Origin of the sequence: Pseudoxanthomonas wuyuanensis, assembly GCF_900215535.1 — a bacterium.
GTDB lineage: Bacteria > Pseudomonadota > Gammaproteobacteria > Xanthomonadales > Xanthomonadaceae > Pseudoxanthomonas_A > Pseudoxanthomonas_A wuyuanensis.
In genome coordinates this window covers 203,112-229,087 of the sequence record NZ_OCND01000008.1, presented here as the reverse complement: position 1 = coordinate 229,087, position 25,976 = coordinate 203,112, and the positions used below count along the sequence as shown (strand labels likewise).

The 25,976-nt window shown below is 64.6% G+C and carries 24 protein-coding genes; 10 read left to right on the top strand and 14 right to left on the bottom strand.

Annotation, left to right across the window (positions count from 1 at the left end; translation table 11 throughout):
- The first annotated feature begins 171 nt into the window (after window positions 1-171).
- On the top strand, window positions 172-1,101 hold the full coding sequence (locus CRO39_RS20610) for a hypothetical protein (RefSeq protein WP_141400842.1): 930 nt from the start codon (window positions 172-174) through the stop codon (window positions 1,099-1,101).
- 405 nt (window positions 1,102-1,506) lie between these two features.
- Entirely contained in the window at window positions 1,507-2,220 is a 714-nt protein-coding gene (locus tag CRO39_RS16240) for an XAC0095 family protein (RefSeq protein ID WP_176520218.1), read from the top strand.
- Between the two features lie 425 nt (window positions 2,221-2,645).
- Here CRO39_RS16240 and CRO39_RS16235 read toward each other — a convergent pair whose 3' ends face one another.
- Complete coding sequence (locus CRO39_RS16235) at window positions 2,646-3,722, bottom strand: Fic family protein (protein WP_202926271.1); 1,077 nt, start codon at window positions 3,720-3,722, stop codon at window positions 2,646-2,648.
- 424 nt (window positions 3,723-4,146) lie between these two features.
- Window positions 4,147-5,283, bottom strand: coding sequence for a Gfo/Idh/MocA family protein (locus CRO39_RS16230; RefSeq protein ID WP_097122987.1), 1,137 nt, complete (start codon window positions 5,281-5,283; stop codon window positions 4,147-4,149).
- 297 nt (window positions 5,284-5,580) lie between these two features.
- Here CRO39_RS16230 and CRO39_RS16225 point away from each other — a divergent pair, with 297 nt between their 5' ends.
- Both CRO39_RS16225 and CRO39_RS16220 read left to right on the top strand, forming a co-directional pair.
- The gene (locus CRO39_RS16225) at window positions 5,581-5,973 is read left to right on the top strand and encodes a VOC family protein (protein ID WP_097122986.1); all 393 of its coding nucleotides are present in this window, start codon (window positions 5,581-5,583) and stop codon (window positions 5,971-5,973) included.
- Window positions 5,974-6,282: 309 nt separating this feature from the next.
- Window positions 6,283-7,032, top strand: coding sequence for an SDR family NAD(P)-dependent oxidoreductase (locus tag CRO39_RS16220; protein WP_202926273.1), 750 nt, complete (start codon window positions 6,283-6,285; stop codon window positions 7,030-7,032).
- A 78-nt stretch (window positions 7,033-7,110) separates the two neighbouring features.
- On the opposite strand, the gene CRO39_RS16215 is transcribed toward CRO39_RS16220, so the two are convergent.
- Window positions 7,111-8,265 (bottom strand): MFS transporter, encoded by a 1,155-nt coding sequence (locus tag CRO39_RS16215; protein ID WP_097122985.1) that lies wholly within the window; start codon window positions 8,263-8,265, stop codon window positions 7,111-7,113.
- Window positions 8,262-9,461, bottom strand: a complete 1,200-nt coding sequence (locus tag CRO39_RS16210) for a serine hydrolase domain-containing protein (protein ID WP_097122984.1) — start codon at window positions 9,459-9,461, stop codon at window positions 8,262-8,264. The genes CRO39_RS16215 and CRO39_RS16210 overlap by 4 nt, the downstream gene beginning before the upstream one ends.
- 116 nt (window positions 9,462-9,577) lie before the next feature.
- On the opposite strand from CRO39_RS16210, the gene CRO39_RS16205 reads away from it, so the two are divergent.
- On the top strand, window positions 9,578-10,480 hold the full coding sequence (locus tag CRO39_RS16205; protein ID WP_097122983.1) for a LysR family transcriptional regulator: 903 nt from the start codon (window positions 9,578-9,580) through the stop codon (window positions 10,478-10,480).
- Between the two features lie 766 nt (window positions 10,481-11,246).
- On the top strand, window positions 11,247-12,161 hold the full coding sequence (locus CRO39_RS16195) for a plasmid stabilization protein ParE (RefSeq protein WP_097122982.1): 915 nt from the start codon (window positions 11,247-11,249) through the stop codon (window positions 12,159-12,161).
- Window positions 12,162-12,225: 64 nt separating this feature from the next.
- On the opposite strand, the gene CRO39_RS16190 is transcribed toward CRO39_RS16195, so the two are convergent.
- Complete coding sequence (locus tag CRO39_RS16190; RefSeq protein ID WP_097122981.1) at window positions 12,226-12,714, bottom strand: GFA family protein; 489 nt, start codon at window positions 12,712-12,714, stop codon at window positions 12,226-12,228.
- A 347-nt stretch (window positions 12,715-13,061) separates the two neighbouring features.
- Here CRO39_RS16190 and CRO39_RS16185 point away from each other — a divergent pair, with 347 nt between their 5' ends.
- The gene (locus CRO39_RS16185) at window positions 13,062-13,250 is read left to right on the top strand and encodes a hypothetical protein (RefSeq protein WP_097122980.1); all 189 of its coding nucleotides are present in this window, start codon (window positions 13,062-13,064) and stop codon (window positions 13,248-13,250) included.
- A gap of 168 nt (window positions 13,251-13,418) precedes the next feature.
- Here CRO39_RS16185 and CRO39_RS16180 read toward each other — a convergent pair whose 3' ends face one another.
- The 9 genes from CRO39_RS16180 to CRO39_RS16140 all read right to left on the bottom strand — a co-directional run bounded on the left by CRO39_RS16180 (window position 13,419) and on the right by CRO39_RS16140 (window position 22,304).
- On the bottom strand, window positions 13,419-14,576 hold the full coding sequence (locus CRO39_RS16180; RefSeq protein ID WP_238394560.1) for a Gfo/Idh/MocA family protein: 1,158 nt from the start codon (window positions 14,574-14,576) through the stop codon (window positions 13,419-13,421).
- Window positions 14,573-15,625: a sugar phosphate isomerase/epimerase family protein gene (locus CRO39_RS16175; RefSeq protein ID WP_097122979.1), complete on the bottom strand. Its 1,053-nt coding sequence runs from the start codon at window positions 15,623-15,625 to the stop codon at window positions 14,573-14,575. The genes CRO39_RS16180 and CRO39_RS16175 overlap by 4 nt, the downstream gene beginning before the upstream one ends.
- A 78-nt stretch (window positions 15,626-15,703) precedes the next feature.
- The gene (locus CRO39_RS16170; protein WP_238394561.1) at window positions 15,704-16,192 is read right to left on the bottom strand and encodes an NUDIX domain-containing protein; all 489 of its coding nucleotides are present in this window, start codon (window positions 16,190-16,192) and stop codon (window positions 15,704-15,706) included.
- Window positions 16,185-17,369: an MFS transporter gene (locus tag CRO39_RS16165; RefSeq protein WP_097122978.1), complete on the bottom strand. Its 1,185-nt coding sequence runs from the start codon at window positions 17,367-17,369 to the stop codon at window positions 16,185-16,187. The genes CRO39_RS16170 and CRO39_RS16165 overlap by 8 nt, the downstream gene beginning before the upstream one ends.
- A 59-nt stretch (window positions 17,370-17,428) precedes the next feature.
- Window positions 17,429-18,085: a 3-keto-disaccharide hydrolase gene (locus CRO39_RS16160; RefSeq protein WP_097122977.1), complete on the bottom strand. Its 657-nt coding sequence runs from the start codon at window positions 18,083-18,085 to the stop codon at window positions 17,429-17,431.
- A gap of 111 nt (window positions 18,086-18,196) precedes the next feature.
- Entirely contained in the window at window positions 18,197-18,988 is a 792-nt protein-coding gene (locus CRO39_RS16155) for a 3-keto-disaccharide hydrolase (protein ID WP_097123016.1), read from the bottom strand.
- An 8-nt stretch (window positions 18,989-18,996) separates the two neighbouring features.
- Window positions 18,997-19,620, bottom strand: coding sequence for a gluconate 2-dehydrogenase subunit 3 family protein (locus CRO39_RS16150; protein WP_097122976.1), 624 nt, complete (start codon window positions 19,618-19,620; stop codon window positions 18,997-18,999).
- Entirely contained in the window at window positions 19,620-21,422 is a 1,803-nt protein-coding gene (locus CRO39_RS16145; protein WP_097122975.1) for a GMC family oxidoreductase, read from the bottom strand. Before CRO39_RS16145 ends, CRO39_RS16150 begins: the two co-directional genes overlap by 1 nt.
- A gap of 3 nt (window positions 21,423-21,425) precedes the next feature.
- Window positions 21,426-22,304 (bottom strand): sugar phosphate isomerase/epimerase family protein, encoded by an 879-nt coding sequence (locus CRO39_RS16140; RefSeq protein WP_162125721.1) that lies wholly within the window; start codon window positions 22,302-22,304, stop codon window positions 21,426-21,428.
- 225 nt (window positions 22,305-22,529) lie between these two features.
- On the opposite strand from CRO39_RS16140, the gene CRO39_RS16135 reads away from it, so the two are divergent.
- The 3 genes from CRO39_RS16135 to CRO39_RS16125 all read left to right on the top strand — a co-directional run bounded on the left by CRO39_RS16135 (window position 22,530) and on the right by CRO39_RS16125 (window position 25,913).
- Window positions 22,530-24,215: a GMC oxidoreductase gene (locus CRO39_RS16135; RefSeq protein WP_097122973.1), complete on the top strand. Its 1,686-nt coding sequence runs from the start codon at window positions 22,530-22,532 to the stop codon at window positions 24,213-24,215.
- Window positions 24,212-24,856, top strand: coding sequence for a gluconate 2-dehydrogenase subunit 3 family protein (locus CRO39_RS16130; RefSeq protein ID WP_238394563.1), 645 nt, complete (start codon window positions 24,212-24,214; stop codon window positions 24,854-24,856). The genes CRO39_RS16135 and CRO39_RS16130 overlap by 4 nt, the downstream gene beginning before the upstream one ends.
- 130 nt (window positions 24,857-24,986) lie before the next feature.
- A complete protein-coding gene (locus tag CRO39_RS16125; protein ID WP_097122972.1) occupies window positions 24,987-25,913 on the top strand; it encodes a 3-keto-disaccharide hydrolase in 927 nt (308 codons plus the stop codon).
- Window positions 25,914-25,976: the final 63 nt, after the last annotated feature.

Below are 25,976 nucleotides of genomic sequence, written 5' to 3'. Positions count from 1 at the left end.
GCGCGTCTGTGGTCGGCAATACTGCGATCAATGCCATCCGCAAACCGGCTTACGGGTCAGTGCGTGGGTTGATCGTAATTTTGCAGGACCGACTACATTAGTCACGCACTTTGAAGATTGACTCGCCATTTGTGCCGCTCCAGTGGCACAGCACTTTCAAGGAGAAGAAAGATGAAGAGATTTCTCGCAGCGTTCGCGTTCGTCGTCACATCCTTCTGTGTCAATGCGCAATCAGCACCACCGATCCTGATCGATGTTCAAGCTCCATCTCAGAAGATTATAGTCGGTTCGGAACAAGAACGGCTCCAGTCATCTGATCGAAGCATCGAATGGATCGTTCCGGTAAAGGTCGACCTTGCAGCGCTTAAGGGCGGTACCGTTGTTGCCAACCTGTTCGATGAAACGGTTGTCATTACCCTCCCGTCGCAGCCTTCCAATCCTGGGAGTAGCACGCTTGTGTGGATCGGACATGCTGCAAGGTCTGATTCCACGCCGAACTCGGGGCTGGATCTAACGAACGCGCGACTGTACAAGTCCGCGAATGGTTCGCTCGGAGGCAACATCACCTTGGGGAACGCGATCTATCAACTTCGACGACTTGATGGCAAGCAAGTGCTTCTCAAGCGCGATGCCCGAGTTCTCCACGGCACACCGGATGTTCCTCTTTTCAAGGAGCGCTTCCCACTGCCACCGAAGAAGAGCAGTGTGACGCCCTTGGCACAAGGCTCGGCGCAAGCTGACGTTCATAACACTATCCGAGTAGTGCTGGCTTTCACGAACTCTGCTGTGACGGCTGCGGGAGGATTGACCGAGCTACAGGAGGAACTGACCGACGCGATAAGTACCGCCAATGCAGGGTATGCCGCGAGCGAAATCGAACTGAGCCTTCAGATTGCCGCTCTGGCTTACCCGACCTACTCTGAAAGCTCAATCTACGCCTCGCTGCTCGATCTGTACTACGTAAACGGTGGCTTGTGGCTACCGCACTATGCCCGGAACGAGGAATACGGGGATGTCATCGCACTCGTCGTAAATACCAGCGCCACCGAGCCAACGATGTGTGGTCAGGCCAGAAACAGGGGTCAGAGTGCACTTTCCTAGGTCGTGCCCTTAGCCTTGGCTGTTCTTCCCATCTTGGCAGGGTCGGCGCATCAGCTCCGATTGGCGTTCGATGGCGCCGCGGAAGCGGCCGTCGCCCAATGAAACTCAGGGTCAAAGTGCACTTTGTAAATCCATCGCAATGGCGGTTGACAACCGTCATTCTATAGGTGCAATCTTTGGGTCAAGGAGCCTAGAAACTCCTCACAGAGCGGTACCCACCTCCGATAAACCGGTGGGTTTTTTGTGCCTGCTTTTCACAGGCGCAAGCCGACGTGATGCCTGCGTCGGGAGGGCGGCTAATACAACACCCGCAAGGGGAATACGCCCGCCGGCTCTGTGCGGTTTCTAGCCTCCCGACTTCCCGTCCGCTGTGGGCGGGTCACTTAATGGAATAAGGAGGCAACGATGTCGAAGCATGAATCGAGCGATTTGGGCACGCCAGGCTATTTCCTGCCGGAGGACAGCCAGTTCCGGCTGAAGAAGCTACGCGAATACACGGAGTTCCTGTCCCGGCTGGCGCAGCCGCGCACGCCGGAGGAGGAAGAAGAATGCGCACCCGAGGTACGCATGGGTGAACTGGCGGTCTGCTTGCAGTTGCTGTCAGAGCAGGTCGAATTGTTGTTGGAAGAACTGTCGCAGCCCGCAACGCGAAAGGCGGAGGCGGCGAACGCCGATGCGGATGCGGATGCGGAAGCAGAGGAAGACGACGAAGAAGAGGACGAGGACGAAGAGGAGGAAGACGATGCGCCCGAGAAGATGCAGGAGATCTCTGTCGCCGTCGCCGAGCGTTATTCCTTTGGCGTCACCCTGGCTCAGATTGATTCGCTGGACCTTTTGACTCAGACCATCTCGGCGCATGGTGATGTGGTGGCGGGCAGCCACGAAGCCGAGTTCGCCGACCACACGCTGCCGCGGATAGGGCAGGCCATCTATGACGGCGTGGAAGCCGTACGCGCCATCCTGGACGAGGTGGAAGACCAACCGCTCGGGCCGTCACGGCGTCCGCTTGGCCGCGTGGGCGAAACGCGGGCTGTGTACGACGCAGGGTTTGCGGGCCCGGCCGCAAGGCCGGGTGCGCAGTCCGGCTTTGGGGATGGCTTGAACCGGACGCTGCAGTAAGGCGCATGTAGTGTGCCACCGTCGGCCCGGCTTGTCCGGGCCGACGCTCGACTAAAGCCAGCGTAGCCCGGGTAAGGCCACGGCCGCACCCGGGGCGCTCTACACGCAACCCTTCCGTTCCCCGGGTGCGGCCGTTGGCCTAACCCGGGCTACGGCTGCGATGAGGTGAGGTTATTGGCTACTCACGCACGGCTCTTGTAGCTCTGCATGTAACCCTTCCGTTCCCCGGGTGCGGCCGTTGGTCTTACCCGGGCTAACTGGCTACTACATCGCCCACGCTGCGATCGCCGCCCTGGCCTAGGACGGCAAGGACGTAGCCCGGGCCATCAAGCAGTACAAGATCGATGTGGAGAAGGTTAATCCGGTTGGGGTTTGATGCTTCTTGCGGGAGACTTCGCAAAGGGCGGCCTGGTGGCCGCCTTTTTCTATTGCGCTTCGGCCTGCGAGGCCAGCCAATTGCGGAACTGGGAGGGTCTGATCCGGTAGCGGGCGATGTTGCCTTCATGCAACTGGTTCAACTCATTCACCGTCAGTGCCAGGACGTCTTCGATGTCTTCCGGATCGACCAGCGCAGCCACTCGTTTTTGAATGCTCGCGACGTCGTTGCGATGGATGCCACCATTGATGATATCGGTGACCAGCACCTGCACCGTCTCACGATGCTTCAACCGCAGCGGGTCTGGTACTGGCAGTGAATCGCGCAGGATCGTGTAGCGCTGGCACGAGCGTTCGTACGCCCATACGAAGACATCGCGCAACAGCTCCACCCGATTGATTTCATAGACCCCAAGCATGCCCTCCACGTAGAGCGCCTCGGGCACATCGACAAACGAGAGCGGCGCCAGGTTCCGACGGATCAACGGAATGTTCGCGGCCAGGCGCGAGGTACGTTTATTGACGTCCTCGAAGGGCTGCAGATAGGGCAACTTCACCATGGCGAAAAAGGCCTGTTCGAACGGGTCGGTGATAGCGCTGGCCTTGGCGAGCAGCGTGTCGAAGTGCTCGGAGATCAGTTGAGGAATCGCCAGTGGCAGATAGACCGATCCCGAGATGGCCACTTCGTTCTGCCGCAGACGACCACCGGCGCCAGGGTCTGGCAGCAGGTTGTCCGACAACAACGCATGCAGGTTCTGCAGTGTGTAGCGGTTGAAGCCGACCTCCTGCGCCTGCTCCACCAGCATCTCGATGGCGGCCTTGTGGTTGAGGATCATCTGGGCTTCCAACTGGTCCTTGCCTGGCGCCGCCAGGCCGAACTGGATCAGGTTCTGGGTATCCAGCCGGCTGTAGGTGTTGCCTTCCAGTCGGCTTGAGGCCCAGGACAGATCGATCAACAGCCGATCAAGCACCTGCCGTGCATAGGTGCCGGCAGGCCGGCCCTCCGCGGGGGAGTGGCCCAACTGGTGCAGGTGCGCGCGCAGGGCCGGCGCGAGATAGGCTGTTTCGTTGGGCTGGTAATGCTCCAGGAACTGCCGCTGGTAGCCCACAGGCGTGCGCTGCGGCAAGGGTCGACGGTCGGCGCCTGCGGTCCCGGCGGCGCAACGGCGCGGTACCTGCGCGCGCGCGCGTTTCCTTCCGCCTTCAGGCGTCCTTGGCCGACCAAGGCGGCGACATGGCGTTGCAGATTGCGGCGTGGCACCGAGGGAAATGCGGCCTGCAGCGCCTCGATGCCCAGGCCGTCTGGTGCGGCGGCGATCGTGTGGAACAGCGTGTCCAAGTCCAGGGAACGCTTGCGCGCCATGAGCCGCTCCAAATTGCGCCAGTTGGTGGCGCGATTCAAGCATATTCTGGCGCGATAAGCCAGAATGTGGCGCGATTCGGAGCGAATTAGGGCGGAATTGGCGCGATCTGGATAATTTCCGTCGCGATAGCCGAGCGTTATTCCGTCACCCTTCCGTTTCCCAGGTGTGGCCGTTGGCCTTACCTGGGCTACTTGCTTAGACGCAGTTGTCGCCTACCGCCGGTTTCACTGGCGGCATAGATGGCATCGATGATCTTCAGGTCTTTCAGACCTTCTTCGCCGTCGACAGGGACCACGGGTGTGTTCCCGTCCAGCAGGATGCCGGCCATTTCGTCCATTTGAATGGTCTGGTGCATGGCGTGCGGCTGGGTGAGCTCGCCTTTGTGGGTACGGCCCTGGATGGGGCCATAACCTGTGGCGGGCCGCAGCTCGGCGAATCCCCGTTCGCCGGTCATGAAGAAACGGTCCAGATGGTTCATCTGATAAGTGGACAGGCAGGACGCCACCGCGCCGCTGGGAAAGCCGAGCTGGAACTGGATGGTTTCGTCCACGCCTTCCTTGAACTTGACCGGGTCGGTCTTGGTTTGCTGCGCGGTTACCCATACCGGGTCTTCGCCCACCATGTAGCGGGCGCCGTTGATGGCGTAGATGCCGATATCCATCAATGACCCGCCGCCCGCCAGCGCCTTGTCGAGCCGCCACTGGCTGGGATCGCCGATGCGGAAGCCGCTCAGGCCCTGGAAGAACAGGATGTTTCCGAAATCGCCTGCGTTGCGCATGCGGATCACTTCCAGCGTCTTGGGCTCGAAATGCAACCGATAGCCCACCAGCAACTTCACGCCGGCCTCGGCACAGGCGTCGAGCATCTCCTGTCCTTCCTTGGCGTTGACCGCCATCGGCTTTTCGCAGATGACATGCTTGCCCGCCTTGGCGACGCGGATGGCCTGATCGCGATGCTGTGCATTGGGAGTGATGATGTAAACCGCATCGATGTCCGCGTCGTCCTTGATGCGATCGAAATTATCGTAGTTGTACCGGCTCTTTTCCGGCACACCGTATTTCGTTCCCCATTCCTGGAGTTTGGAAGGTGTTCCACTGATGAGCCCGGTCACCTTGGCGCGCTTGCAGGACTGCATGGCTTCCGCCACCCGGGCGGCATAGCTGCCCAGTCCCATGAGTGCAACGCGCAGCGTCGTGCCCGGATGGCTGCCGGTGCTGGCACGGTCCGCTTGGGCGAATGTCCGATAGGGCGACAGCAGCGGCACGGCCGCGGCTGATGCCACCAGCTTCTGCAGGAAGTTTCGACGAAGATGATCCAATGTCATGGCGATTGATGAGGTTTGTGATCACACGGTCGAACAACTGTACAAGCAGATGGGCTTAAAAAAAAATGGCGCAGGTCCGTTTATCGGATCCGCGGGGTAGGCTGACGCCTATCGCACTTCGTTCCGGCATCAATGCAGCCTGGGGTGTGGTGATGGATGGGCATTCCTGATCCCGCGGCCCAATACCTGAATTCAAGCCTCCTCGCAAATCCTGCGCCTGGTCTTAACCGGCATCGTGCAAGGGTCGCGAACGTCGTTGTAAGCGCACTCGCATGATGATCCAGAGGAGATGGCGGCATGGCATCCATCAGATACATTGCAAACGATATCGACCAATCCGTGGACTTCTACCGCGACCGCCTGGGCTTTGAGGTCGAGAAGCACAACCCGGGAAAGTTTGCCGAAATGACGAGTGAGGATCTGCATCTTTTCCTCAACGCACCCGGGGCGGGCAGTGCGGGGAAAGCAGGAGGAAATCCTGAGCCGGGCGGATGGAACAGGTTCATGCTGGTGACGGACGATCTCGACGGAATGATCGACAAACTGCGTGAAGCGGGCGCAAGTTTCCGTGGTGAGGTGGCCGAGGGCGCCGGACGACAAATCCTGCTGCAAGACCCTTCGGGAAATGTCGTCGAGTTGTTCGAATACGCAAAACGTCCCAGTGGAACGGCAGCGGAGAAGCCAGCGTAGGCACCACTGCGTGCCAGATCGTGACGGTCTTGGATGTCAGGCTTCCAGGAAATTGCCAGTACCGCACGCCAGCAGCTTTCCCGCGCCATGCAGCGGATAGGTTGATGTCACGCCCTAGCGCCTTTGGCTGAACATCGCAAACTGTTGGGTTGATGAAGCCAACCCAGCCTGCGAGCTAACGTCTTTTCCCGCTTTTGTCGATTCCCTGCCCCCTGGTCCGTCGCAATGATGGGACTGGTCGCTGGCGCGGACCGCCGGTCCTGCCGTGCATGGACCCAGGTTCGCGCGCCCTACGACAGGAGAATGCACATGATGCTCCGGAACAAGACCGCCGCGATCTACGGCGCCGGCGGCTCGCTGGGCGGTGCCGTCGCCCGTGCCTTTGCACGCGAGGGCGCCAGGTTGATGTTGAGCGGCCGTCACCTCGATTCCGTGGAGAGCGTCGCCGCCGAAGTTCGCGCCGCGGGCGGCGATGCACAGGCCACCCAGGTGGACGCACTGGACCGGGACGCCGTCGATGCCTACGTCGACGGCACCGTCCGCCGCCACGGCGCGCTCGACATCTCGTTCAATGCCATCGGCCTGGAGGACACGCAGGATGTCGCATTGGTCGATATGGACCTCGAGGATTTCCTGCGCCCGGTCCGTATCGCGATGCAATCGCATTTCATCACCGCGACCGCCGCCGGCCGCCGCATGAAGACGCAAGGCAGCGGCGTAATCCTGTCGCTGACGGCGACGCCGGGCGGTATCGGCTACCCCAACGTCGGCGGCTTCGGACCCGCGTGCTGCGCCATTGAAAGCCTGTCCCGCAACCTTGCCAGCGAACTGGGTCCCTACGGGGTACGCGTCGTGAACATCCGCTCCGCCGGTTCGCCGGACTCGCGCGTGTTCCGCGAAGCCGTCGAACAAGGCGGCGAGCGCGCCACCGAGTTCATCGACAAGCTGCGGGACGACACCATGCTCAAGGCGCTGCCGGGCATGGACGACATCGCCAGCGCCGCCGTGTTCCTCGCTCCGGGATGGCCGCCCGGATCACCGGCGTCACCCTGGACGTGACCTGCGGTACCACCAGCGCGCTCAACTACAAGGTCACGCCGATCGCGTTCGTGAACCGGGGCGGGGCAGGCGGCGATTTCAGATAGAAGTGGCGCGCAGCCGGATCTTCAGGATTACAAAAGCCACGGCCAGCACAGTGAACAGCCAGCCGCTCCACAGCGCAGCGGGCATTCCGGCGGAGGTAATGAATGCGCCGCCTAGCGTGGAGCCGAACACCACGCCCAGGTTGGCCGCCGAAATGTACAGGCTGGTGGCGAACTCCGGGGCTTCCGGTGCCGCTGAGGTCAGCCAGACCTGGCTCACAATCAGGCCACTGGTGTGCGCCGCGCCCCAGAGCAGGCAGACCGGCAGCAGCACCGCAAGCGAGGCCGAACCGAAAACCAGCAGCACGCCATAAGCAGCCGCCAGCACCACCGGGTACAGCAGCACCGTGCGCGTGCGGTTGCGTCCCAGCCAGCGGCCCGCCAGCAGATTGCCCAGCACACCGCCCACGCCGAACACCACCAGCAGCACGCTGATCGCCTCGCCATTCAGGCCGGTCTCGCGCGCCAGGTACTCCGCCGCGTAGCTATACACGGAGAACATTGCGCCGAACACGCACACGGTCATGGCTACAGCAAGCCAGACCGCTGGTTTGCGCAGGATGGCGAGTTGGCTGCCGTACGAAGCCGTCTTGGTCTTCGGCGCTGCCGGCAACATCACCCACAATGCGATGGCCGCAGCCAGATTGACCGCCGCACAGAACAGGAACGAGGCCTCGTAAGACACCCGCGCCTGGACCCAGGTGGTCAGCGGCACGCCCAGCACCAGACCCATACTGGTCCCCACGAAGGCCATGGCCGTTGCATGGGCTGCCCGCTCGGGGCGATACAGCGACACGGCCGCTGCGAAGGCCACCGCAAAGAACACCGGATGCAGCAAGGCCGACGGCACGCGCAACGCCATCAACGTGGCGAAGTTGGGCGCCCAGGCCGACAGCAGGCTGCACAGGCTGAAGACCAGCAGCGATCCGGCGAGGACCTTGCGCCGGTCCAAGCGCGACAGCCACAGCACCATAAACGGCCCGCCCGCCGCGACGATCAAGGCGAACAGGCCCACCAGCCACCCGGCCTGCGCCACGCTGATGTCGTAGCGCGCAATGATGGCCGGCAGGATGCCGACCACGCCAAACTCCACGGCGTACAAACCGAATAGACCCAGCGCGATGAAGAAAAGGGTGCGACCGGCGCTCATGCGCCGCGCTTCATCGTGTCAGCACCATAAACCGCATCCCGCAGATCGGCGACAAAGCATCCGGACATGCCCTCATACAAGGTGTTGGTGAAGGCCACCACGCTGAAACCCCGGGCGGAATCGACGAACCACGAGTGACCGTACGCACCACCCCAGCGCCAAGTGCCTGGTGACTCAGGTGAGGCGGCGGCAACCGGGTCTTGCAGCACTGAAAAGCCCAGGCCAAAGCCGAATCCAGGTGCATTGGGCAACGTCATTCCACCGGTCTGGTCACGCCCCATTTCCTCCACCAAGGCGGGCGGCAGCAATGGACTGCCACCCTTGCGCAGCATTTCCAGCAAGCGCAGGAAATCCCCAGCACTGCCGACCATGCCCGCGCCACCGGATGGAAACGCGTTGGCGTCGAAGGCCCGCGCCGGTGCGTAACGTATGCCGACTGCGCCATCGAAGGCGGAAACCACATCCAATGCCCGCATGCGGCGCGGGGCGGGAGTGTCGTTGACGTAGGCCGCAGCCAGTCGGTCTACGTCACGCGCGACGAAGGCGGTGTCGTTCATGCCCAGCGGGCCGGTCACCAGCGCCTGCACGGCCTTGTCCAGCGATTGGTCGCAGACCCGCTCGATTACCGCACCCAGCACGTCGGTGGCCAGCGAATAGCCCCATGACGTTCCCGGCGCATACAACAACGGCACGTTGCCAAGGCGCCGCAGGTTCTCGACCAGCGTGATGCCGGATTGGTCCATGCCATCGGAGACACCGGCTAGCGCGTACGGGCCGCTGTCGTCGGCCTCGAAGAAGCGGTAGCCCAGGCCGGACGTGTGGCTCAGCAGTTGCCGCGGCGTGATGCGTGCCGCGGCGCCACCGGGCAAGCGCGGCTGGAAGTCGGGCAGCCAGCCTTCGATGCCTTCGTCCAGTTCAAGCCGCCCTTGCGCCACCAGCACCATTGCCGCCGCAGAGACAATCGGCTTGCTCACCGAGGCCAGCCGAAACAGCGCGTCCTCGGTCATTGCCCGTGCCGCTTCGCGATCGGCGCTGCCGGCGGCACGGCGATGAATCAGTTCGCCATCTTGCGCGACAAGCACCACCGCGCCGACCAAACGCTGGTCGGCGAGAGCCTGGTCAATGACCGCATCGACACGCGCGGGGAGTTGCACCGGCGAAACGCCAGTACGCAAGGGATAGAGCTGGGCTGACACGGCGGATTTCCTTTATTCCATGGACGGCCATAGACGATAGAAAGCCGTCGAATAAAGAAAAAGTGGGGTAGAGTTCCCTTGTCTGCGGAATAAACTGTCCGTAATAGAGGTATTGAATGGACAGCCTGAGCGGCTTCACCGTGTTCGTCCAAGTCGCCGAAACCCGCAGCTTCGTGGCGGCCGGCCGCCTATTGGGCGTATCGGCTTCGGCGGTGGGCAAAAGCGTGGCGCGGCTGGAAGAAAAGCTCAACGTGCGGCTGTTCCACCGCAGCACGCGCAGCATCACGCTCACCGCGGAAGGCACGCTGTTCCTGGAGCGCAGCCGGCGCATCCTGGCGGAGATAGAGGCGGCGGAGTTGGAACTGTCGCAAGCCACGGCCGCGCCACGCGGGCGGCTGCGGGTGAGCCTGCCGCTGGTCAGCGCTCTGGTACTGCCGGTGCTCGGCGAGTTCATGCGGCAATACCCCCAGATCGAACTGGATCTGGATTTCACCGACCGGATGGTCGATGTGATCGAGGAAGGCTTCGATGCCGTCGTGCGTACCGGTGAGCCGGCCGATTCGCGGCTATCGGCGCGACGGCTGGGGTCGTTCCAGATGTTGCTGGTGGCGTCACCCGAGTATCTGGAACGGCGCGGTATTCCGAAGCGTCCTGCGGACCTGACCGGACACTCTTGTCTGCACTACCGCTATCCAAACACGGGCAAACTGGAAGTGTGGCCGCTGCGCATGGGATCGCAGGAGCCCGAACTGCAACTACCTACTTCGATGATCTGCAACAACATCGAGACGCGGGTGTGCTTTGCGCTGCAGGGACTGGGCATTGCCTGCCTGCCGGACTTTGCCATCCGCCAAGCGCTTGCCGATGGCCACCTGCAAACCGTGCTGGACAAGCACGTTGAGCGTACCGGCACCTTCCGTGTGCTGTGGCCGGCAAGCCGGCATCCCGCCCCCAAGCTCCGGGTATTCGTCGATTTCCTGTGCGAGCGCGTGTTTCCTTCCGCTGATTCGACAGCGTGATTTCCTGGCCCTCAGCCGCACTTCACGGACATCCGCTTTCGACCTGTTCCGTTGAAAACCCGGTTGAATCGGTCCTCTGAAGCGGGACTGGTTTCCCGTCGAACAAGCGGGGTGCCACGTGATGATGGAATGTCAGGAAGCCGGCCAAGCGCCATTGTTCTACGCCTTCTGGAAACAGGGTCAGAGTGCGTTTTCCAGGGGGCCGTTTTCCAGTGGCCAGAGTGCACTTTCCTAGGTCAGGCCGTTAGCTTTAGCTGGTCTTCCCATCTTGGCCGGACCGGCGCGTCGGCCCAATTGATGCTCGATGGCGTCGCGGAATCGGTCATTTCCAAGCGCATGCTGCCGTTGCAGGGTAAGGCGAATGGCTGCGGTTTCGTCCCGGTCATACGCTCATGACGAGGTTGCGATAGGCCATACGACGGGCCTGTTCCGTTCCGTACCCCGGGTACGGCCGTTGGCCTTACCCGGGCTATTTGTTGGAAACCCGCATTGCCGGGCCGGCAACCTGCGGCCGCAGGCAAAGCTGCGCGACCGGAAGGCCAACTGTCACCCGATGACGGTCGAGCAACTGTGCGCCCGGCGACGGGCTCTACCTTCCGCCCGGGAGCGGGTGCGGACAGGGTGAATCGCGCTTGTCCGGTACGCCTGGCGTGTCGGGTTCGCCGACCCGGCATGGTGCCTGCCGCGTTACGATGCGGCACTTCCCACGTCGCATGTTGTCTATTCCCCCCATGAAGGCCCTCACCCCCGACGCCATTCCGGCGGCATGAGCAGCGCTGCGATCTGCGCCGGGCCCTGGACCGATGCCAGGATCGAACGCTTGCAGCCCTGGATCGCCGCGCTTTCCAGCGCGCTGCTGCATCTGCTGATGCTGCTGATCCTGCTGTACGCCTCCACGCCCATCGTGACCACGCCGCAAGGCGCTGCCAGCGGCAGTCGGGTCAGAGTGGATTTCATCGGCCAGCCGCGCCAGTCCGAACAAATCGTACAGACCCCGCAAGACCCGCCACCCTCGCAAGCGTCCGAGCCTGTCCAGCCGCCGGCGGGCTCGCGCGTGCAGTCCACGCTGGTCGAACATGCCGACGACCCGGTGCCGCCCCCAGCATCCACCCCATCGGACACCCGGACCGCACAGCGCAGCCCCAACCCCGTGCAGCGTCCGCGCGAGCCGCAGCCGCGACCGCAACCACCCACACCGGACAGCATGGAGCAAAGCCAGGCGCAGGTGCCTGCCACTCATCCGCCGCCATCGGCACGGCGCCGCCCCGAAACCTGGACCGGGCGGCCGCCGGGCCTCATTGCGGAAGACGCCGCTCCCGAGAACGCCGGGCTGGCCAACAGCCCCGCCATCAGCAACGGCCGCGGGCGCGACATGACGGACGCAGGGCCCAGCATGGAACTGGGCGGCTACTTGGTCTATTACGACGTGCTCAGCGAAGCCAGGCTGCGCGCCTGGGCCGAGCAGGGCATGAAGGAACTCTACATTCCGCTGCCAGGCACGCGGTACTACATGATCTGCCCGCTGGAAATCGCGCTGAAGCGCGAGTCCGGCAAGTGCCGCGCGCTGGAACCGGAATCGCCGCAAATGCAGGCCATCGGCGATGCCCGCAAAGCCGTCACCATGCTGCAGGTCTACAAACAAGGGGAACTGGTGTGGCGCGGCCCGGGACCGTACAGATGAGCCTCGGCGCTGCCCACCCAGCGCCGTTGGCGGGAGAACGCATGCTGCAGGATTGATGGCCCGCCTAGTCCATCCACAGGCCCTTTGCGCGGTGCCAATCCTCCAACGTGGTGTCCGGATACTCGTCGAAACACTGGTCGTCGGGGCCGATCTCGGGCTCAACCCAGGATGGCCTGGACGAGAGCATCATGTGGACCAGCGAAAGGGCCTTGGGTAGCTCGTTGTCGATGGCCGAGGCGAAGGGATGGAAGAGCTCGGGATATTCGGGGCTGAACACCCACAGTGCGCTGGCGCATGCGGGGCAGAAATGCCGCTCGCCCGTGCTGACGCGACACCCGCCGTGGCCGTCGTCAAGCGCTGCGTGATAGACGGCCGGCGTGCCCTTGACCTTCAACGTGCGCTTGTCGGCATGCAGGTTGATGGCGTATCCGCCGCCGCCGGCGGTCTTGCGGCAAATCGAGCAATAGCACCGCATGAACGGTACCGGGGCGTGGCTGTCGGCGGAAAAGCGCACCTTTCCGCAGCGGCACGAGCCGTTGAGCTTCAGAGCCATGGCCGGGTCCTGGGTGGAGGGATGCCTGCGCCGCGCCGCCACCATTGGCGTCGCCGGCCGGCAGCGCCGACCGTAGACAGACCGCAGTTAGCCCTGGCTCAAGGACGCGTGAGGTGCGTCTTAACCTGGCTGCCGCCCAGCCTGCACGCCTAGCGCCTGGGGAACCCCGGGGCGAATCACGACTGCGACCGATTGCTGCGCCTTGTCGCCTGCCGATCGTTGCGCTTGCCGAAGCCGGCAGCGGCTCCCTTGGCGATGCCATCCTTTCGCGACGCGGCCCGTCCTCACGCCGCTGGCACGGCCGCCGCCTACAATCGCCCCGTCCACAGACGACAGGAGGCACGCACATGTCATCGCTGGCGCTCTATCTCATGGGTATTGTGGTGTTGATAGGTGGTTTGGCCTATGGCGCGCATCTGGCCGGTGTTGCCGCGCAATGGATCGCGGTGGGTGCGGTCGTACTGCTGGGTATCGGCATCGTCACCGCTGTGTCCCGGACCCGGAGCAAGGACCCGCCGGTCGAACCGGATCCCTGACCCTGCCGCCCGGGCAAGGCCAAAGGCCGCGCCCGGGGAAACGCGGCGTTCCCCAGTGAAGCACCCCCGGATCAAGTCCGGGGTCACCCGGGCTTGGTCCAGCGGCCACGGCGCAATGTTCCTGCGCTCTTCGCCATCGCCGCGGCTGCCGCCGTTATGCGGCGATGCTTACGCGGCGACGGGCACCCAGGCCGCGCCTTGCCGCGCGCTGGCCACCGCGGCCTCGATGAAGGCCATGCCGGCGACGCCGTCGTCGATGCCGGGGAGATCGAGATCGTCCGGCAGCGGCTTGCCGGCGACTTCCGCGGCGATCGCGCGGAACGCTTCGCGGTACAGGTTGGCGAAGGCTTCCAGATAGCCTTCCGGATGCCCGGCCGGGATCCGCGTGACCCGCTGTGCCGTCTCGCCGACATAGCCATTGCCGCGGCGCAGGATTTCGCGCGGGCGGTCCAGGTATTTGACGATCAGCTCGTTGGGATGTTCCTGCTGCCACTCCAGCGAAGCTTCGCTGCCGTACACACGCAGGCTCAGGTTGTTCTCTTCGCCAATTGCCACTTGCGAGCTGTGCAGCACGCCGCGCGCGCCGCCTTCGAAGCGCAGCAGCAGGTTGCCGTCATCGTCCAGGCGGCGGCCGGGTACGAAGGTGGTGAGGTCGGCGCACAGTTCGGTGATGCGCAGGCCGGTGACGTAGCGCGCCAGGTTTTCCGCGTGCGTGCCGATGTCGCCCATGCACCCGGCCGCGCCGCTGCGCGCCGGGTCGGTGCGCCACGCCGCCTGCTTCTGGCCGTCGCTTTCGATGTCGCGCGCCAGCCAACCCTGCGAATACTCCACCACCACCTTGCGCAGCGTACCGAGCGCGCCACTGCGCACCAGTGCGCGCGCCTGTTTCACCATGGCATTGCCGGTGTAGTTGTGGGTCAGCGCGAACACCTTGCCGCTGCGCGCCACCGTCTCGCGCAACGCGCGCGCCTCGGCCAGCGTCAGCGTGACCGGCTTGTCGCAGACCACGTTGAAGCCGTGCTCCAGGAACAGCGTCGCAGCCGGGTAGTGCTGGTCGTTGGGGGTGACGATCACCACGAAGTCCAGCCGTTCGCTGGGCGGGCGCGCCGCCTCGGCCGCCGCCATCTCGCGATAGCTGCCGTACGCGCGTTCGGCGGCCACGAACAGGTCGGCCGCCGAGTCGCGCGAGCGCTGCGGGTCCGACGAGAAGGCGCCGGCGACCAGTTCGGCCTGCCCGTCCATCTGCGCGGCGATGCGGTGCACCGCGCCGATGAAGGCGCCACGGCCGCCGCCGACCATGCCGAAGCGCAGCTTGCGTCCGCTCACGCCATGCCTCCGCGCCCGCGGCCCTCGAACGCCGCATCGAATGCGACCGCGCTGGGCGGGAAATCCAGCTGGCGCACGAAGGCCGCGGCTTCGGTGGCGCCGTGCACGCGGTCCATGCGCGCGTCCTCCCATTCCACCGACAGCGGGCCGCGATAGCCGATGTCGTTCAACGCGACGATGATGTCCTGGAAGCGGACGTCGCCGCGCCCGACCGAACGGAAGTCCCAGTTGCGGCGTGCGTCGCCGAAGTCGGTATGGCCGCCGAACACGCCCACGCTGCCATCGCCGCGCCCCCACCAGACGTCCTTCATGTGGACGTGGTAGATGCGCTCGCCAAAGGTGCGCAGGAAGCGGATGTAGTCCACGCCCTGGTAGGCGAAATGCGAGGGATCGAAGTTGAAGCCGAAGCGCGGGTGGTGGTCGACCGCCTCCAGCGCGCGCTGCGCGCTGGCGATATCGAACGCGATCTCGGTGGGATGCACTTCCAGCGCGAAGTTCACATCGACCGCATCGAAGGCATCGAGAATTGGCCGCCAGCGCCGCGCGAAGTCGTCGTAGCCTTTCTGCAAATAGGCCTGCGAGGTCGGCGGGAACGCGTAGACCGCGTGCCAGATCGACGAGCCGGTGAAGCCGGTGACCGTCGCCGGGAAATCGATCGCCGCCGCGCCCGGCCGCGCATCGAAGAACGCGCGCGCGGCTTTGGCGGTGTCGATCATCCGCGCGGCGGCGCGCTGGCGCACGCCTTCCGGTTCGCCATCGCCCCAGATCTCCGGCGGCAGGATGGCGCGGTGGCGCTCGTCGATCAGGTCGCAGACCGCCTGCCCGACCAGATGGTTGGCGATCGTATGGCAACCCAGTCCTTGCGCCTGCAGCACGCTCCAGCGCTGATGCACATAGTCCGGCGAAGCCAGCGCGCGTTCGACATCGAAGTGATCGCCCCAGCAGGCCAGCTCCAGGCCGTCGTAGCCCATGGCAACGGCCTGCGCGGCGAGTTGGTCCAGCGAAAGGTCGGCCCATTGGCCGGTGAAGAGCGTGACAGGACGCGGCATGGCAAAGACTCCTGATATTCGTGCATCGATGCTTGAGTGGGCCGACCCGGGAAACGGGTCCGGCTTGGAGCGTGCTCGCTACGCATAGTAGGAGAGCAACGCTTTATCAATGGCTGAAACTTCTACTGGCAGTTCGGATTCTGGCCAGAATCCAATGGCGCCTATTTCGCTATTTCCTGAGAAATTACTGGGCGTGTCAATGTCGGTGCAGTACAGGGCGCCATAGACTGTCCTGGCCGTGGAGCCGCATTCAACTTCAATCTCCAAGGCTGCCCGCCAGCGCAGGTTTGCGACGTGCTGTCCAGACTCTTCTTTCAGCTCTCGCGTTGCGCATTGTCGTGCGGACTCTCCCGCGTCAATGAATCCGCCCGGCAACTCCCAGATGCCTCTTCTTGTGTTGCGCACCAGCAAGTAGCCAGAGCTGTGGCGCCCAATAACGAGCGAAAAAGCAACGGGCAGAACTTCGGCAGCCGTCTCGTCAATCTCCTTGATCGAGAGAAGGCGCGCTCCTCGTTCGTTTTCTATCGGAACCATGGCGGCAAGGTGCGCTGCAACCCGCTCATGCATCGACGCGTTCGATGCGGTAACCGCCGCGGGCGCGGTCGACCCAATGGACGATGCCGAAGATCAGCGCGATAGCGACCGGCAGCACCGCCCACAACGGCAATACGTTGGCTGCGCCATAGGTATTGTTGATCCAGCCCATGACCGGGCCGGCCACCGCGGTCGAGAACGCGCCGGCGGCGCCGACCACCGCCAACGCCAGTGCGCCGCCGCGCGGGAAGCGCTCGGAGGTCAGCCCCAGCATGGTCGGCCACCAGAATGCGGTGCCCACCGCCAGCAGGGCCGCGGCGGCGAACGCCAGCACCGGCGTATCGGCGCGCCCGAACAGCCACAGCCCCAGCGCCGCGATGGGCGCCGTCACCGCGATCAGCGTCACCGGCGAGAGCCGGTGCGCCAGGCCGCCGCCGAACTGCCGCAGCGCGTACATGATGCCGTTGATCCACACCAGCAGCAGCACGCCGGCCTGCAGCGTGCTGTGCATGACCTCGTTGAAGATGTTGCTGACCCATTGCCCCGGGCCCAGTTCGGTGGCCGCGGTCAGCCACATGCAGGCAAACACCACCAGGAACAGCGGGCGCTTGAGTTCGCCGTACATCGCGGCGGTGGAAACGCCGGCCGCCTTGCGTTCGCTGTCGGGAAAACGCTGGGCGAAAAACATCGCCGCGTAAACCGCCGACGGCACCAGCATCAGCAGCATCTTGGCCTGCCAGCCCAGGCCCAACTGGGTGAAGGCGAAGGCGAGCACGCCGCCGACCACGATGCCGCCCGGGAACCAGGCGTGCAGCTTGACCAGCCGCGCGGTCTTGTCTTGCCGGTACAGCGTGGCGATGAGCGGATTGATGCCGGCCTCGACAAAACCATTCGCGATGCCGATGACCACGGTGGCCGCGAACAGCATGGTGAAATCGGTGGCGAACACGGTCAGCAGCACGCCGGCGATATGCCCCACCGCCGCCAGTTTCAGCAGCCGGCCCATGCCCAGCAGATCGCACAGCGTGCCGCCGAACAGGATCGACAGGCCGAAGCCCCAGAACGCGGCACCGCTGATCCAGCCCAACTGGACCTTGTCCAGCCCGAAGGCGAGCTCCAGCTCACCCATGATGTCGCCGCGGATGGCGAAGGACATGGCGGTGGCCAACAGGGCGATGCAACTGGCGACGAACAGGCGCTGCGGGTTCATACGTTATCTCCGCGGAGGGGACCGATGCTTCGGGGCTGCATACGTCATGGAAGCACGCTTCAGGGCAGCGTGCGTACCTTGATGTTGCGGTAGTGCACTTCGCTGTCCGGGTCGTGCGCCTGCAGCGCAAAGGTGCCCGAGGACAGCACCCGGCCACTCATGTCGGCCGGCCGCTGCGGTTGCTGCGGCTGCGTGTAGTCGACGATAGGCTTGTCGTCGACGAAGGTGCGGATGCGGTCGCCTTCAACGTGGATGCGCAGCGTGAACCAGACGTCGTCGCCCACTGGCGCCTGATAGTTGTCCTCGACCGCATACAGGCCGGCGGTGCGCTTGGGATCGCTCTGGCTGTTGTTGACCTGCACTTCATAGCCCTTGGCCGGCCAACCCTCGTCCTGCCAGGCGGTGTGGAAATAGACGCCGGAATTGGCGCCGGGCTTGGTCATGACATCGAGCTGCAATTCGAAGTTGCGGAAATCATGGCCGGCCACCGGGCCGACATAGAACAGGTGCGAACGCGGGCCGCGCACCACGATCGCGCCGTCGCGCACATTGAAGGAACCCGGCGTCTCGCTGGCGCGCCAGCCGTCCAGCGTCTTGCCATCGAACAACGGTTGCCAATCGTGATGTGCCGGTTCTGCCGCCGACTGTTCTGCGGCGTACGCGCCCGTGCAACTGGCCAGGGCCAGCAGGCAGGCGCCAAGCGAACGGATGGTCATGCGATATCTCCTCCAACTAGGGCGTGTCATCGGTGGGTAGTTGTCCGCGCCGAACCGCCGGCATGGTTCGGCACGATGCCGCAGTTAGCGTTAACATCTTGATCATTGCGCTCATGGCGACGCCGGCGGCGCAATGGCACGGATCCAGATGTTGCGGAACGCCACCGCATCGCCGTGATCCTGCAGCCGCAACGGCAGTTGCGCGGCATGCGCATCGTATTTGGGCTGGCCCCGGTAGACGGTTGCGCCCTGCAAGGCTACGTGGTGCTGCACCAGCACGCCGTTGTGCAGCGCGGTCATGCGCGCCGGTGCCAGCACGCGGCCATCGTCCGCAAAACGCGGGGCAAGGAACAGCACGTCGTAGCTTTGCCATTCGCCGGGCGGCCGGCTGGCATTGACCAGCGGCGGGTACTGTTTGTACACCGCAGCCGCCTGGCCGTTGACGTAGGTGCTGTTGCGGTAGGAGTCCAGCACCTGCAATTCGTAGCGCTCCATCAGGAACACGCCGCTGTTGCTGGCGCCTTGCCCTTCGCCCGTTGGCTGCGCCAGCGTGCGGAACTCCAGGTGAAGTTGCACGTCGCCGAATGCCTGGCGCGTGCGGATGTCGCCGCTGCCCGGCGTCACTACCAGCGCACCGTCCACCACGTTCCAGCGGATGGGGCGGCCGTCTTCTGCATCGGCATGCTCCCAGGCATCGGTATCGGTCCCGGCGAACAGCACCGTGGCGTCGCTGGGCACGCCACCGGCCGGCGCATCGACTTTTGGCGGCACCGGCTGCCACACCTCGGTCGCCTCCGGCGGCGGCAGCACCGCGTCATCGCCGGCATGCGGCGTCGAACCTGCCACCGGCGCGGCCAGCACGCCTGCCGCAGCGGCGGCCGCCAGCAAATCGCGACGCGTCATCGGCGCCATCAGCCCACTCCCACCAGCTTGAGCACTTCCGGCGGCGGGCCGTCGAAACTGACCAGCGGCACGTTGCCGATATAGCCCAGGTATCGCCGGCCCTGCGGCGAGGTGCAGAACCCGCCGATGGTCAGGTCGCGATAGCGGGCGAAGAATTCCGCGGCCGGTTTGAACTCGGCGCGCGCCTTGGGCTGGTAGCAGATGTCATCGCAGATCGCACGGCGCTGGCTCTCGCTCAATCCGGCAAAGCTGCGCGAAAAACGCTGCCGGGCCTGCGCATCCAGCCAGTCGAATCCGTCCAGGATCAGCTTGCGATCGGCGACCTGTCGCGGGTATGGCGCGCTGACCCATTCGTTGATGAAGGCGACCACGCCCACCGCGACCGCGCCCGGTCCGTCATCGTCGGCCGGGACGATCAGATCGCACAGCGCGGTGGCGATGCGGCGCTGCCGCTCGTCCAGCGTCAGCGGCCAGACCGAGCCGGGTCCGTAGGCCTTGAGCAGATCCGGGTCGGTGCCGTAGCCCACGCCCGAAGGCAGCCGGGGCGGCGGTTCGGAACTGCAACCGGCCAGGTGCGCCAGCGGCAGCGCGGCCGCACTCAACATCCACTTCAATGAGGTGCGGCGGTCCATCAGAGCTCCTTGCGGCGCATGCGCGCCAGGATGTGGTCGGAGGCGCGCCAGGCCAGCGCCATGATCGTCAGCGTCGGGTTCTTGTCGGCATTGGACGCGAAGACCGCGCCATCGGTGATGTAGAGATTGTCCACGTCCCAGGTCCGGCACCAGCGGTCCGTGACCGAGGTCTTGGGGTCGGCGCCCATGATCGCGCCGCCCAGCTCGTGGATGATCGAGCCGCCGGGCTCGATGGCCTTGGCGCCGTCGCTCTGGACTTCGCCCTGCACACGCCCGCCCATGGCCTGGATGATGTCGGCGAAGGTGCGCTGCATGTGCGCGGCCTGGCGGGTTTCGTGTTCGGACCACTGCCAATGGAAGCGCAGCACCGGGATGCCCCACTTGTCCTTCACTTGCGGATCGATCTCGCAGTACGAATGCTCGTTGGGGATCATCTCGCCGCGGCCGGCGAAACCGACGAAGGAGCCGTAGTAGCGTCGCGCGTCTTCCTTGAACTTCCGGCCGTAGCTGCCGCCGGTGAGCCATTCCAACCCGGCAGCGGTGTACAGGCCGGGCATGCGCCGGCCGCCGCCGAACTCGATGTGGTAGCCGCGCGCGAAACCCAGCTTGCCGGCCAGTTGTTCCTGGTACAGCCACCACGGCGAGTACATGTGGCCGCCGTCGGCGCCGTCCTCGTTGTGCAGCGGCAGGTTCTCCAGCAGCGGCACCTGCCCATTCAGGCTGGCACCGACGGTGTCCATCACATAGCGGCCGACCTTGCCGCTGGAATTGGCCAGGCCGTCGGGGAACGAGGCGGATTTGGAGTTGAGCAGGATTCGAGCCGATTCGCAGGCGCTGGCGGCCAGTACCACCACGCGCGCCGAGGCAGCGAATTCCTTGCCGCTGGTCCTGTCGATGAAGCGCACGCCCTCGGCCTTGCCGTTCGCGCCCAACACCACCTCGCGCACCATCGCGTCGCAGACGATGTCCAGCCGGCCGGTCGCCAGTGCCGGCGGCAGATGCACCGTGGTCGACTGGTAGTTGGCCCCGGTCGAGCAGCCACGGCCGCAGGGCGTGGCCCACCAGCAGGCCGCGCGGCGCAGCATCGACTCGCGCAGGATCCGCTGTGCCTCGGGGTTGCCCGGATGCAACTTGGCCGGCAGCTTGTCGGCATCCAGGCGCCGCGTCAGCACCGCGCGATGGCCGGCAACCACCGGAACCCCCAGGCGCCCGGCGCGCTGCTGCACCAGCAGGTCGCTGACCTTGGGTTTGGGCGGCGGCAGCAATACGCCGGGGGACGAATCGGGGGTGTTCTCCAGGCCGTCGTTGTCGCCGTAGACGCCAATCAGCATCTCGACCTTGTCGTAGTACGGCGCCACGTCGGCGTAGTCGATCGGCCAGTCGAAACCCAGGCCGTCGCGGCTGTAGGGTTTGAAATCGTAGGGCCCGTTGCGCAGCGAGATGCGGCCCCAGTGATTGGTGCGGCCGCCCAGCATGCGCGCGCGCCACCAGTCGAAGCGGCCGGCGTTGTCCTGGCTTGCATTGACGTAGGGCTCGCCGGGCACCTGCCAGCCGCCGTCGACGGTGGCGTCGTAGAAACCGAACGCCTTGTCCGGTGTCGACGCACCGCGCAGCGGCGCCTGGTCCGGGGTCTGGAACATCGGGGTTTCGGTTTCCGGCGTGTAGTTGCGCCCGGCTTCGAGCATCAACACCCGGGCGCCTTCCATGCACAGCGTGTAGGCGGTCTGGCCCCCGGCTGCGCCGGAGCCCACCACGATCACGTCATACGATTGTTTGATGGTTGCTGCGGTCAGGAACGGCATGCGTCAGCGCGTCCCCGCTTGCAGGCGGCTCAGGTAGTCGAAACTCAGCTTCACGCTTTCCAGCGGCGCCCGTTCGAAATTCTCCTGCTCCACGAAGTAGTGGCGGATGCGTTGCGGATCCATGGCGGCGAACAGCGTCGGCCAGTCCACCCGGCCATTGCCGATCTCGGTGGTCTGCGGCTCGACGCGGTCGAGCACCGTTTTTGTGCCCTTGCGTACGTCCTTGATGTGCAGCAACGAGATCCGATCCGCATGCCGGGTGAGCATCCGCAACGGATCGACGCCAGCGGCCACGACCCAGGCGATGTCCAGCTCCATCGTCACCAGTCCGGCATCGGTCAGCCGCAACAGTTCGTCATAGGCCACCACGCCGTCGTAGGAGCGGAACTCCATGTTGTGGTTGTGGTAGCCGCAGGCGATGCCCGCCTTGCGGGTGAGCTCGCCGATGCGGTTGAGCTGTTCGGCGTTCCATTTCCAGTCGTCCAGGGTCATGCCGGCCGCGAGCGCATTGCCGTCCTTGAAGCGCGCATCGGCGGTCGACGGAAACGAAATCACCAGATAGCGCGCGCCGATGGCCTGCGCGTAATCGATGCGTTGCTGCAGGTCGGTCTGCGCATCGGCCATGCCGCAGTGCATGCTGGGCGCGGTCAGGCCGTTGTCCGCAAGCATGGCCCGCACCTGCGCGGTGGTCGCTTTTGGTATGCCCGCGAACTCGACCTCGCGATACCCGATCGCACTGATCGCCTTCAGGGTGGCTGGCAGGTCCCTGGCGACATCGTCGCGCAGCGTCCACAACTGCAGCCCGACCGGCTTGTTCAGCGGCCCAAGCTTGTCCAGGGGCTGGGGCAGCGTTTTTGCTGCAAGGGCATCGAGGGAAGTCATTGCGGCAAGCGCCAGTGAGCTGCGTTGGAGAAATGCACGTCGGGTCAACATCGCGTTTCCCTTGCCCCTTCAAAAAATATATCGGTTGATATCCATCTTGCAATGTTGCGTTGCGACAACTTCATCGCGCCGCACATTGTCTGATGCGCGTCTTGATTTGGCGTTTCGATATTACCCACTTTTCGCGGTAGAGTCGTGACCGGGTTGGCTTGAGGAAGCACAGGTATGGCGGCCGGCAACAATTCGTTTGACGCAATCGTGGTCGGCACCGGCATCAGCGGTGGATGGGCCGCCAAAGAGCTGACCGAGAAGGGCCTGAAAACCCTGGTGCTCGATCGCGGGCGGATGGTGAAGCATGGCGAGTACCCCACCGCATCCGAGCACCTCTGGGAGCTGCCGTACGCCGGCCGCCCCACCCAGGCCGATCTCCAGCAACAGGGCGTCGCGCAGCGCAGCGGCGCGCTCTCGCAGGCGACCAAGCACTGGTTCGTCAACGACGTCGAACATCCCTACATCGAGAAGCAACCTTTCGCCTGGATACGCGGCTACCACGTCGGCGGCCGTTCCATCATGTGGGGCAGGCAGTCCTACCGCTGGAGCCCGATGGACTTCGAGGCCAATGCGAAGGAAGGTATCGGCGTGGACTGGCCCATCCGTTACCAGGACCTGGCGCCGTGGTACGACCATGTGGAGAGTTTCATCGGCGTGAGCGGCCAGGCCGAAGGCTATGAGCAACTGCCGGACGGCAAGTTCCAGCCGCCCATGGCGATGAACTGCGTCGAGCTGCACCTGAAGCAGGCGCTTGCCGACAAGATGGGGCGCGCGATGACCATCGGCAGGACCGCCAATCTCACCGCGCCGCTTCCGCACAGCCCCCAGCGCGGCACCTGCCAGTACCGCAACCTGTGCGTGCGCGGTTGCCCGTTCGGAGCCTACTTCAGCAGCAACTCCAGCACGCTGCCTGCGGCCGAGAAAACCGGCAACATGACGCTGCGGCCCAATTCGATCGTCCATGAGCTCATCTTCGACGCGAACAAGGACCGGGCCAGCGGCGTGCGCGTGCTGGATGCGGAAACGGGCGAGCAGATGGAGTTCCACGCCAGGGTGATCTTCCTGTGCGCGTCCACGTTCGGCTCCACGCAGATCCTGATGAATTCGGTCTCCAGCCGGTTTCCGGACGGTTTCGGCAACGACAGCGGCGAGCTTGGCTGTAACGTCATGGATCATCACCTGGGCGTTGGCGCCTCGGCGCTGGTCGAAGGCTTCGAGGATCAGTACTACAGCGGCCAGCGGCCCAACGGCATCTACATTCCGCGCTTCGTCAACATCGGCAAGGACAAGCGCCCCTACCTGCGCGGTTTCGGTTACCAGGGCGGCGCCGGGCGCACCGGATGGACCCGGCTGCTCGGAGATTCCGCGCTGGGCGCGGACCTGAAAACCAAAGCCGCCGATCCCGGGCCGTGGCGGGTGGGGTTGACCGGTTTCGGCGAAACCCTTCCGTATCACGACAATCGCGTCATGCTGGATCCCACGCGCAAGGACAAGCATGGGCTTCCGGTGCTGGCGTTCGACGCGGTGATGCGCGAGAACGAACTGAAGATGCGCCAGGACATCGCGGTCGAGGCGGCAAAGATGCTGGAAGCGGCGGGATTCAAGGATGTCCATACCTACCATGGCGGCGACCACCTTGGCCTGGGCATCCATGAGATGGGCACCGCGCGCATGGGCCGGGATCCGGAAACCTCGGTGCTCAACGCCTGGAACCAGATGCACGCCTGCAAGAACGTGTATGTCACCGACGGGTCCTGCATGACCTCCTCGGCGTGCCAGAACCCGTCGCTCACCTACATGGCGTTGACCGCGCGTGCGGCCAATCACGCCGTCCAGGAACTGAAGCGGATGAACCTATGAAGACCGACCTCAACCGCCGCGAGGCGATACGCCGGGTTGCCCTGCTGATGGGCGGCGCGGTTTCGGCGCCGGCCATTCTGGGCGTGCTTGCTGGCTGCTCGGCAGAGCCCGGCGGGGATGCCGCAGGTGCGGCTGCCGAATGGAAACCGATCTTCCTCACCGCGGCGCAGGCCGCACTGGTGGCGGAAGTGGCCGAGATCATGATCCCGCGCACTGATACGCCGGGTGCCAGGGATGTGGGTGTTGCGGCCTTCATCGACAAGATGCTGAAGGACGCCTACCCGAAGGAGGATCAGGAGCGCTTCTTCGCCGGACTCGCCGACTTCGAAGCCCAGGCCCAGCGCGAACACGGGCGCGCCTTCCTTGAACTGGAGCCGGCGCAGCGTGCGGCGCTGGTGAAACAGGCGCATGACCCGGCCATCGAGGTGGAGCGGGCCTCGACCCTGCCCATCGCCAAGCGGAACCGTCCTTTCATCCTGACGATGAAAGAGCTCACCTTGCTCGGCTACTTCACTTCCGAACCCGGCGCCACGCAGGTATTGCAGTACCGCCCGGTTCCCGGCGCCTTTCACGCATGCGTGCCGCTGGCGCAGGCGGGCAAGGGCAGGACCTGGGCCACGCAGACCAGCTACCGGTTCTGATCCACCCACCTGAAGCCTCTCTCCCCGCCGGTAGAAGCAGGATTTCAAGCCGTCATCCCCGCGAAAGCGGGAATGACGATCTGAAGGATGCGCATCACACCGCCGCCTCGAACGACAACAGGACCGACGCATGACCCGGAATTGCACACGCATCGCACGCTCCAGCCGCCTTGTCTGCCTTCTCTCCGCACTGCTGGCGGGCGCTGCCGCAGCGGAAACGCCTGTCAAGGATTCGGCCGACAACGAGGAATGGATTGCGCTGTTCAACGGCCGCGATCTCGACGGCTGGACGCCGAAGATCGCCGGCCACGCGCTGGGCGACAACTTCGCCAACACATTCCGGGTAGAAGATGGGCTGCTCAAGGTGCGCTACGACCAGTACGAATCCTTCGGCAAAAAGTTCGGACACCTCTTCTACAAGGAGCCGTTTTCCTACTATCGCCTGGTGATCGAGTACCGCTTCGTCGGCGAGCAGGCACCGCAGGGTCCCGGGGTATGGGCCATGCGCAACAGCGGCGCAATGCTGCATTCGCCCCACCCGCGCACGATGGGGCGCGACCAGGACTTCCCGATTTCCATCGAGGCGCAGTTCCTGGGCGGCCTGGGCGACGGCAAGGCACGCTCGACCATGAACCTGTGCACGCCGGGAACGGAGGTGGTCTACCAGGGCTCGATTTACCCCGAGCATTGCCTCAGCTCCACCTCGAAGACCCTCGACGGCGACCAATGGGTGCGCGCCGAGATGCGGGTGCTGGGCAGCGGCCAGATCACCCATTTCGTCAATGGCGAGCAAGTGCTCGAGTACGCATTGCCGCAGTTCGGCGGCGGCGGCGTGTCGGATTTCGATCCCGCCGCCAAACCCGACGGGCAACTGATCGAAGGCGGCTACATCTCGCTGCAGAGCGAATCGCACCCGCTCGACATCCGCAAGGTGGAACTGCTCAACCTGGCCGGCTGCATGGACCGCAGCGCAAGCAACTACAAGCGCTACCACGTCAAATCCGTGCCAGAAAGCTGCGTGTATGCGGAAGGCGCGAAGCCGGGGAAACAGCGGTAGACCGGGTGCGCCCGGGCACGCGGCACCCCGTGTGAAGCGCCCCTGCAGCGCGACCTGCCCGGG

Coding starts and splice junctions, on each gene's coding strand:
- CRO39_RS16240 (WP_176520218.1), top strand. CDS start 1,507: ATGTCGAAGCATGAATCGAGCGATTTGGGCACGCCAGGCTATTTCCTG.
- CRO39_RS16215 (WP_097122985.1), bottom strand. CDS start 8,265: ATGAGCGCCGGTCGCACCCTTTTCTTCATCGCGCTGGGTCTATTCGGT.
- CRO39_RS16135 (WP_097122973.1), top strand. CDS start 22,530: ATGGCGGCCGGCAACAATTCGTTTGACGCAATCGTGGTCGGCACCGGC.
- CRO39_RS16155 (WP_097123016.1), bottom strand. CDS start 18,988: ATGACGCGTCGCGATTTGCTGGCGGCCGCCGCTGCGGCAGGCGTGCTG.
- CRO39_RS16195 (WP_097122982.1), top strand. CDS start 11,247: ATGAGCAGCGCTGCGATCTGCGCCGGGCCCTGGACCGATGCCAGGATC.
- CRO39_RS16140 (WP_162125721.1), bottom strand. CDS start 22,304: ATGACTTCCCTCGATGCCCTTGCAGCAAAAACGCTGCCCCAGCCCCTG.
- CRO39_RS16220 (WP_202926273.1), top strand. CDS start 6,283: ATGATGCTCCGGAACAAGACCGCCGCGATCTACGGCGCCGGCGGCTCG.
- CRO39_RS16145 (WP_097122975.1), bottom strand. CDS start 21,422: ATGCCGTTCCTGACCGCAGCAACCATCAAACAATCGTATGACGTGATC.
- CRO39_RS16130 (WP_238394563.1), top strand. CDS start 24,212: ATGAAGACCGACCTCAACCGCCGCGAGGCGATACGCCGGGTTGCCCTG.
- CRO39_RS16185 (WP_097122980.1), top strand. CDS start 13,062: ATGTCATCGCTGGCGCTCTATCTCATGGGTATTGTGGTGTTGATAGGT.
- CRO39_RS16205 (WP_097122983.1), top strand. CDS start 9,578: ATGGACAGCCTGAGCGGCTTCACCGTGTTCGTCCAAGTCGCCGAAACC.
- CRO39_RS16170 (WP_238394561.1), bottom strand. CDS start 16,192: ATGCATGAGCGGGTTGCAGCGCACCTTGCCGCCATGGTTCCGATAGAA.
- CRO39_RS16165 (WP_097122978.1), bottom strand. CDS start 17,369: ATGAACCCGCAGCGCCTGTTCGTCGCCAGTTGCATCGCCCTGTTGGCC.
- CRO39_RS16230 (WP_097122987.1), bottom strand. CDS start 5,283: ATGACATTGGATCATCTTCGTCGAAACTTCCTGCAGAAGCTGGTGGCA.
- CRO39_RS16160 (WP_097122977.1), bottom strand. CDS start 18,085: ATGACCATCCGTTCGCTTGGCGCCTGCCTGCTGGCCCTGGCCAGTTGC.
- CRO39_RS16125 (WP_097122972.1), top strand. CDS start 24,987: ATGACCCGGAATTGCACACGCATCGCACGCTCCAGCCGCCTTGTCTGC.
- CRO39_RS16150 (WP_097122976.1), bottom strand. CDS start 19,620: ATGGACCGCCGCACCTCATTGAAGTGGATGTTGAGTGCGGCCGCGCTG.
- CRO39_RS16225 (WP_097122986.1), top strand. CDS start 5,581: ATGGCATCCATCAGATACATTGCAAACGATATCGACCAATCCGTGGAC.
- CRO39_RS16175 (WP_097122979.1), bottom strand. CDS start 15,625: ATGCCGCGTCCTGTCACGCTCTTCACCGGCCAATGGGCCGACCTTTCG.
- CRO39_RS20610 (WP_141400842.1), top strand. CDS start 172: ATGAAGAGATTTCTCGCAGCGTTCGCGTTCGTCGTCACATCCTTCTGT.
- CRO39_RS16190 (WP_097122981.1), bottom strand. CDS start 12,714: ATGGCTCTGAAGCTCAACGGCTCGTGCCGCTGCGGAAAGGTGCGCTTT.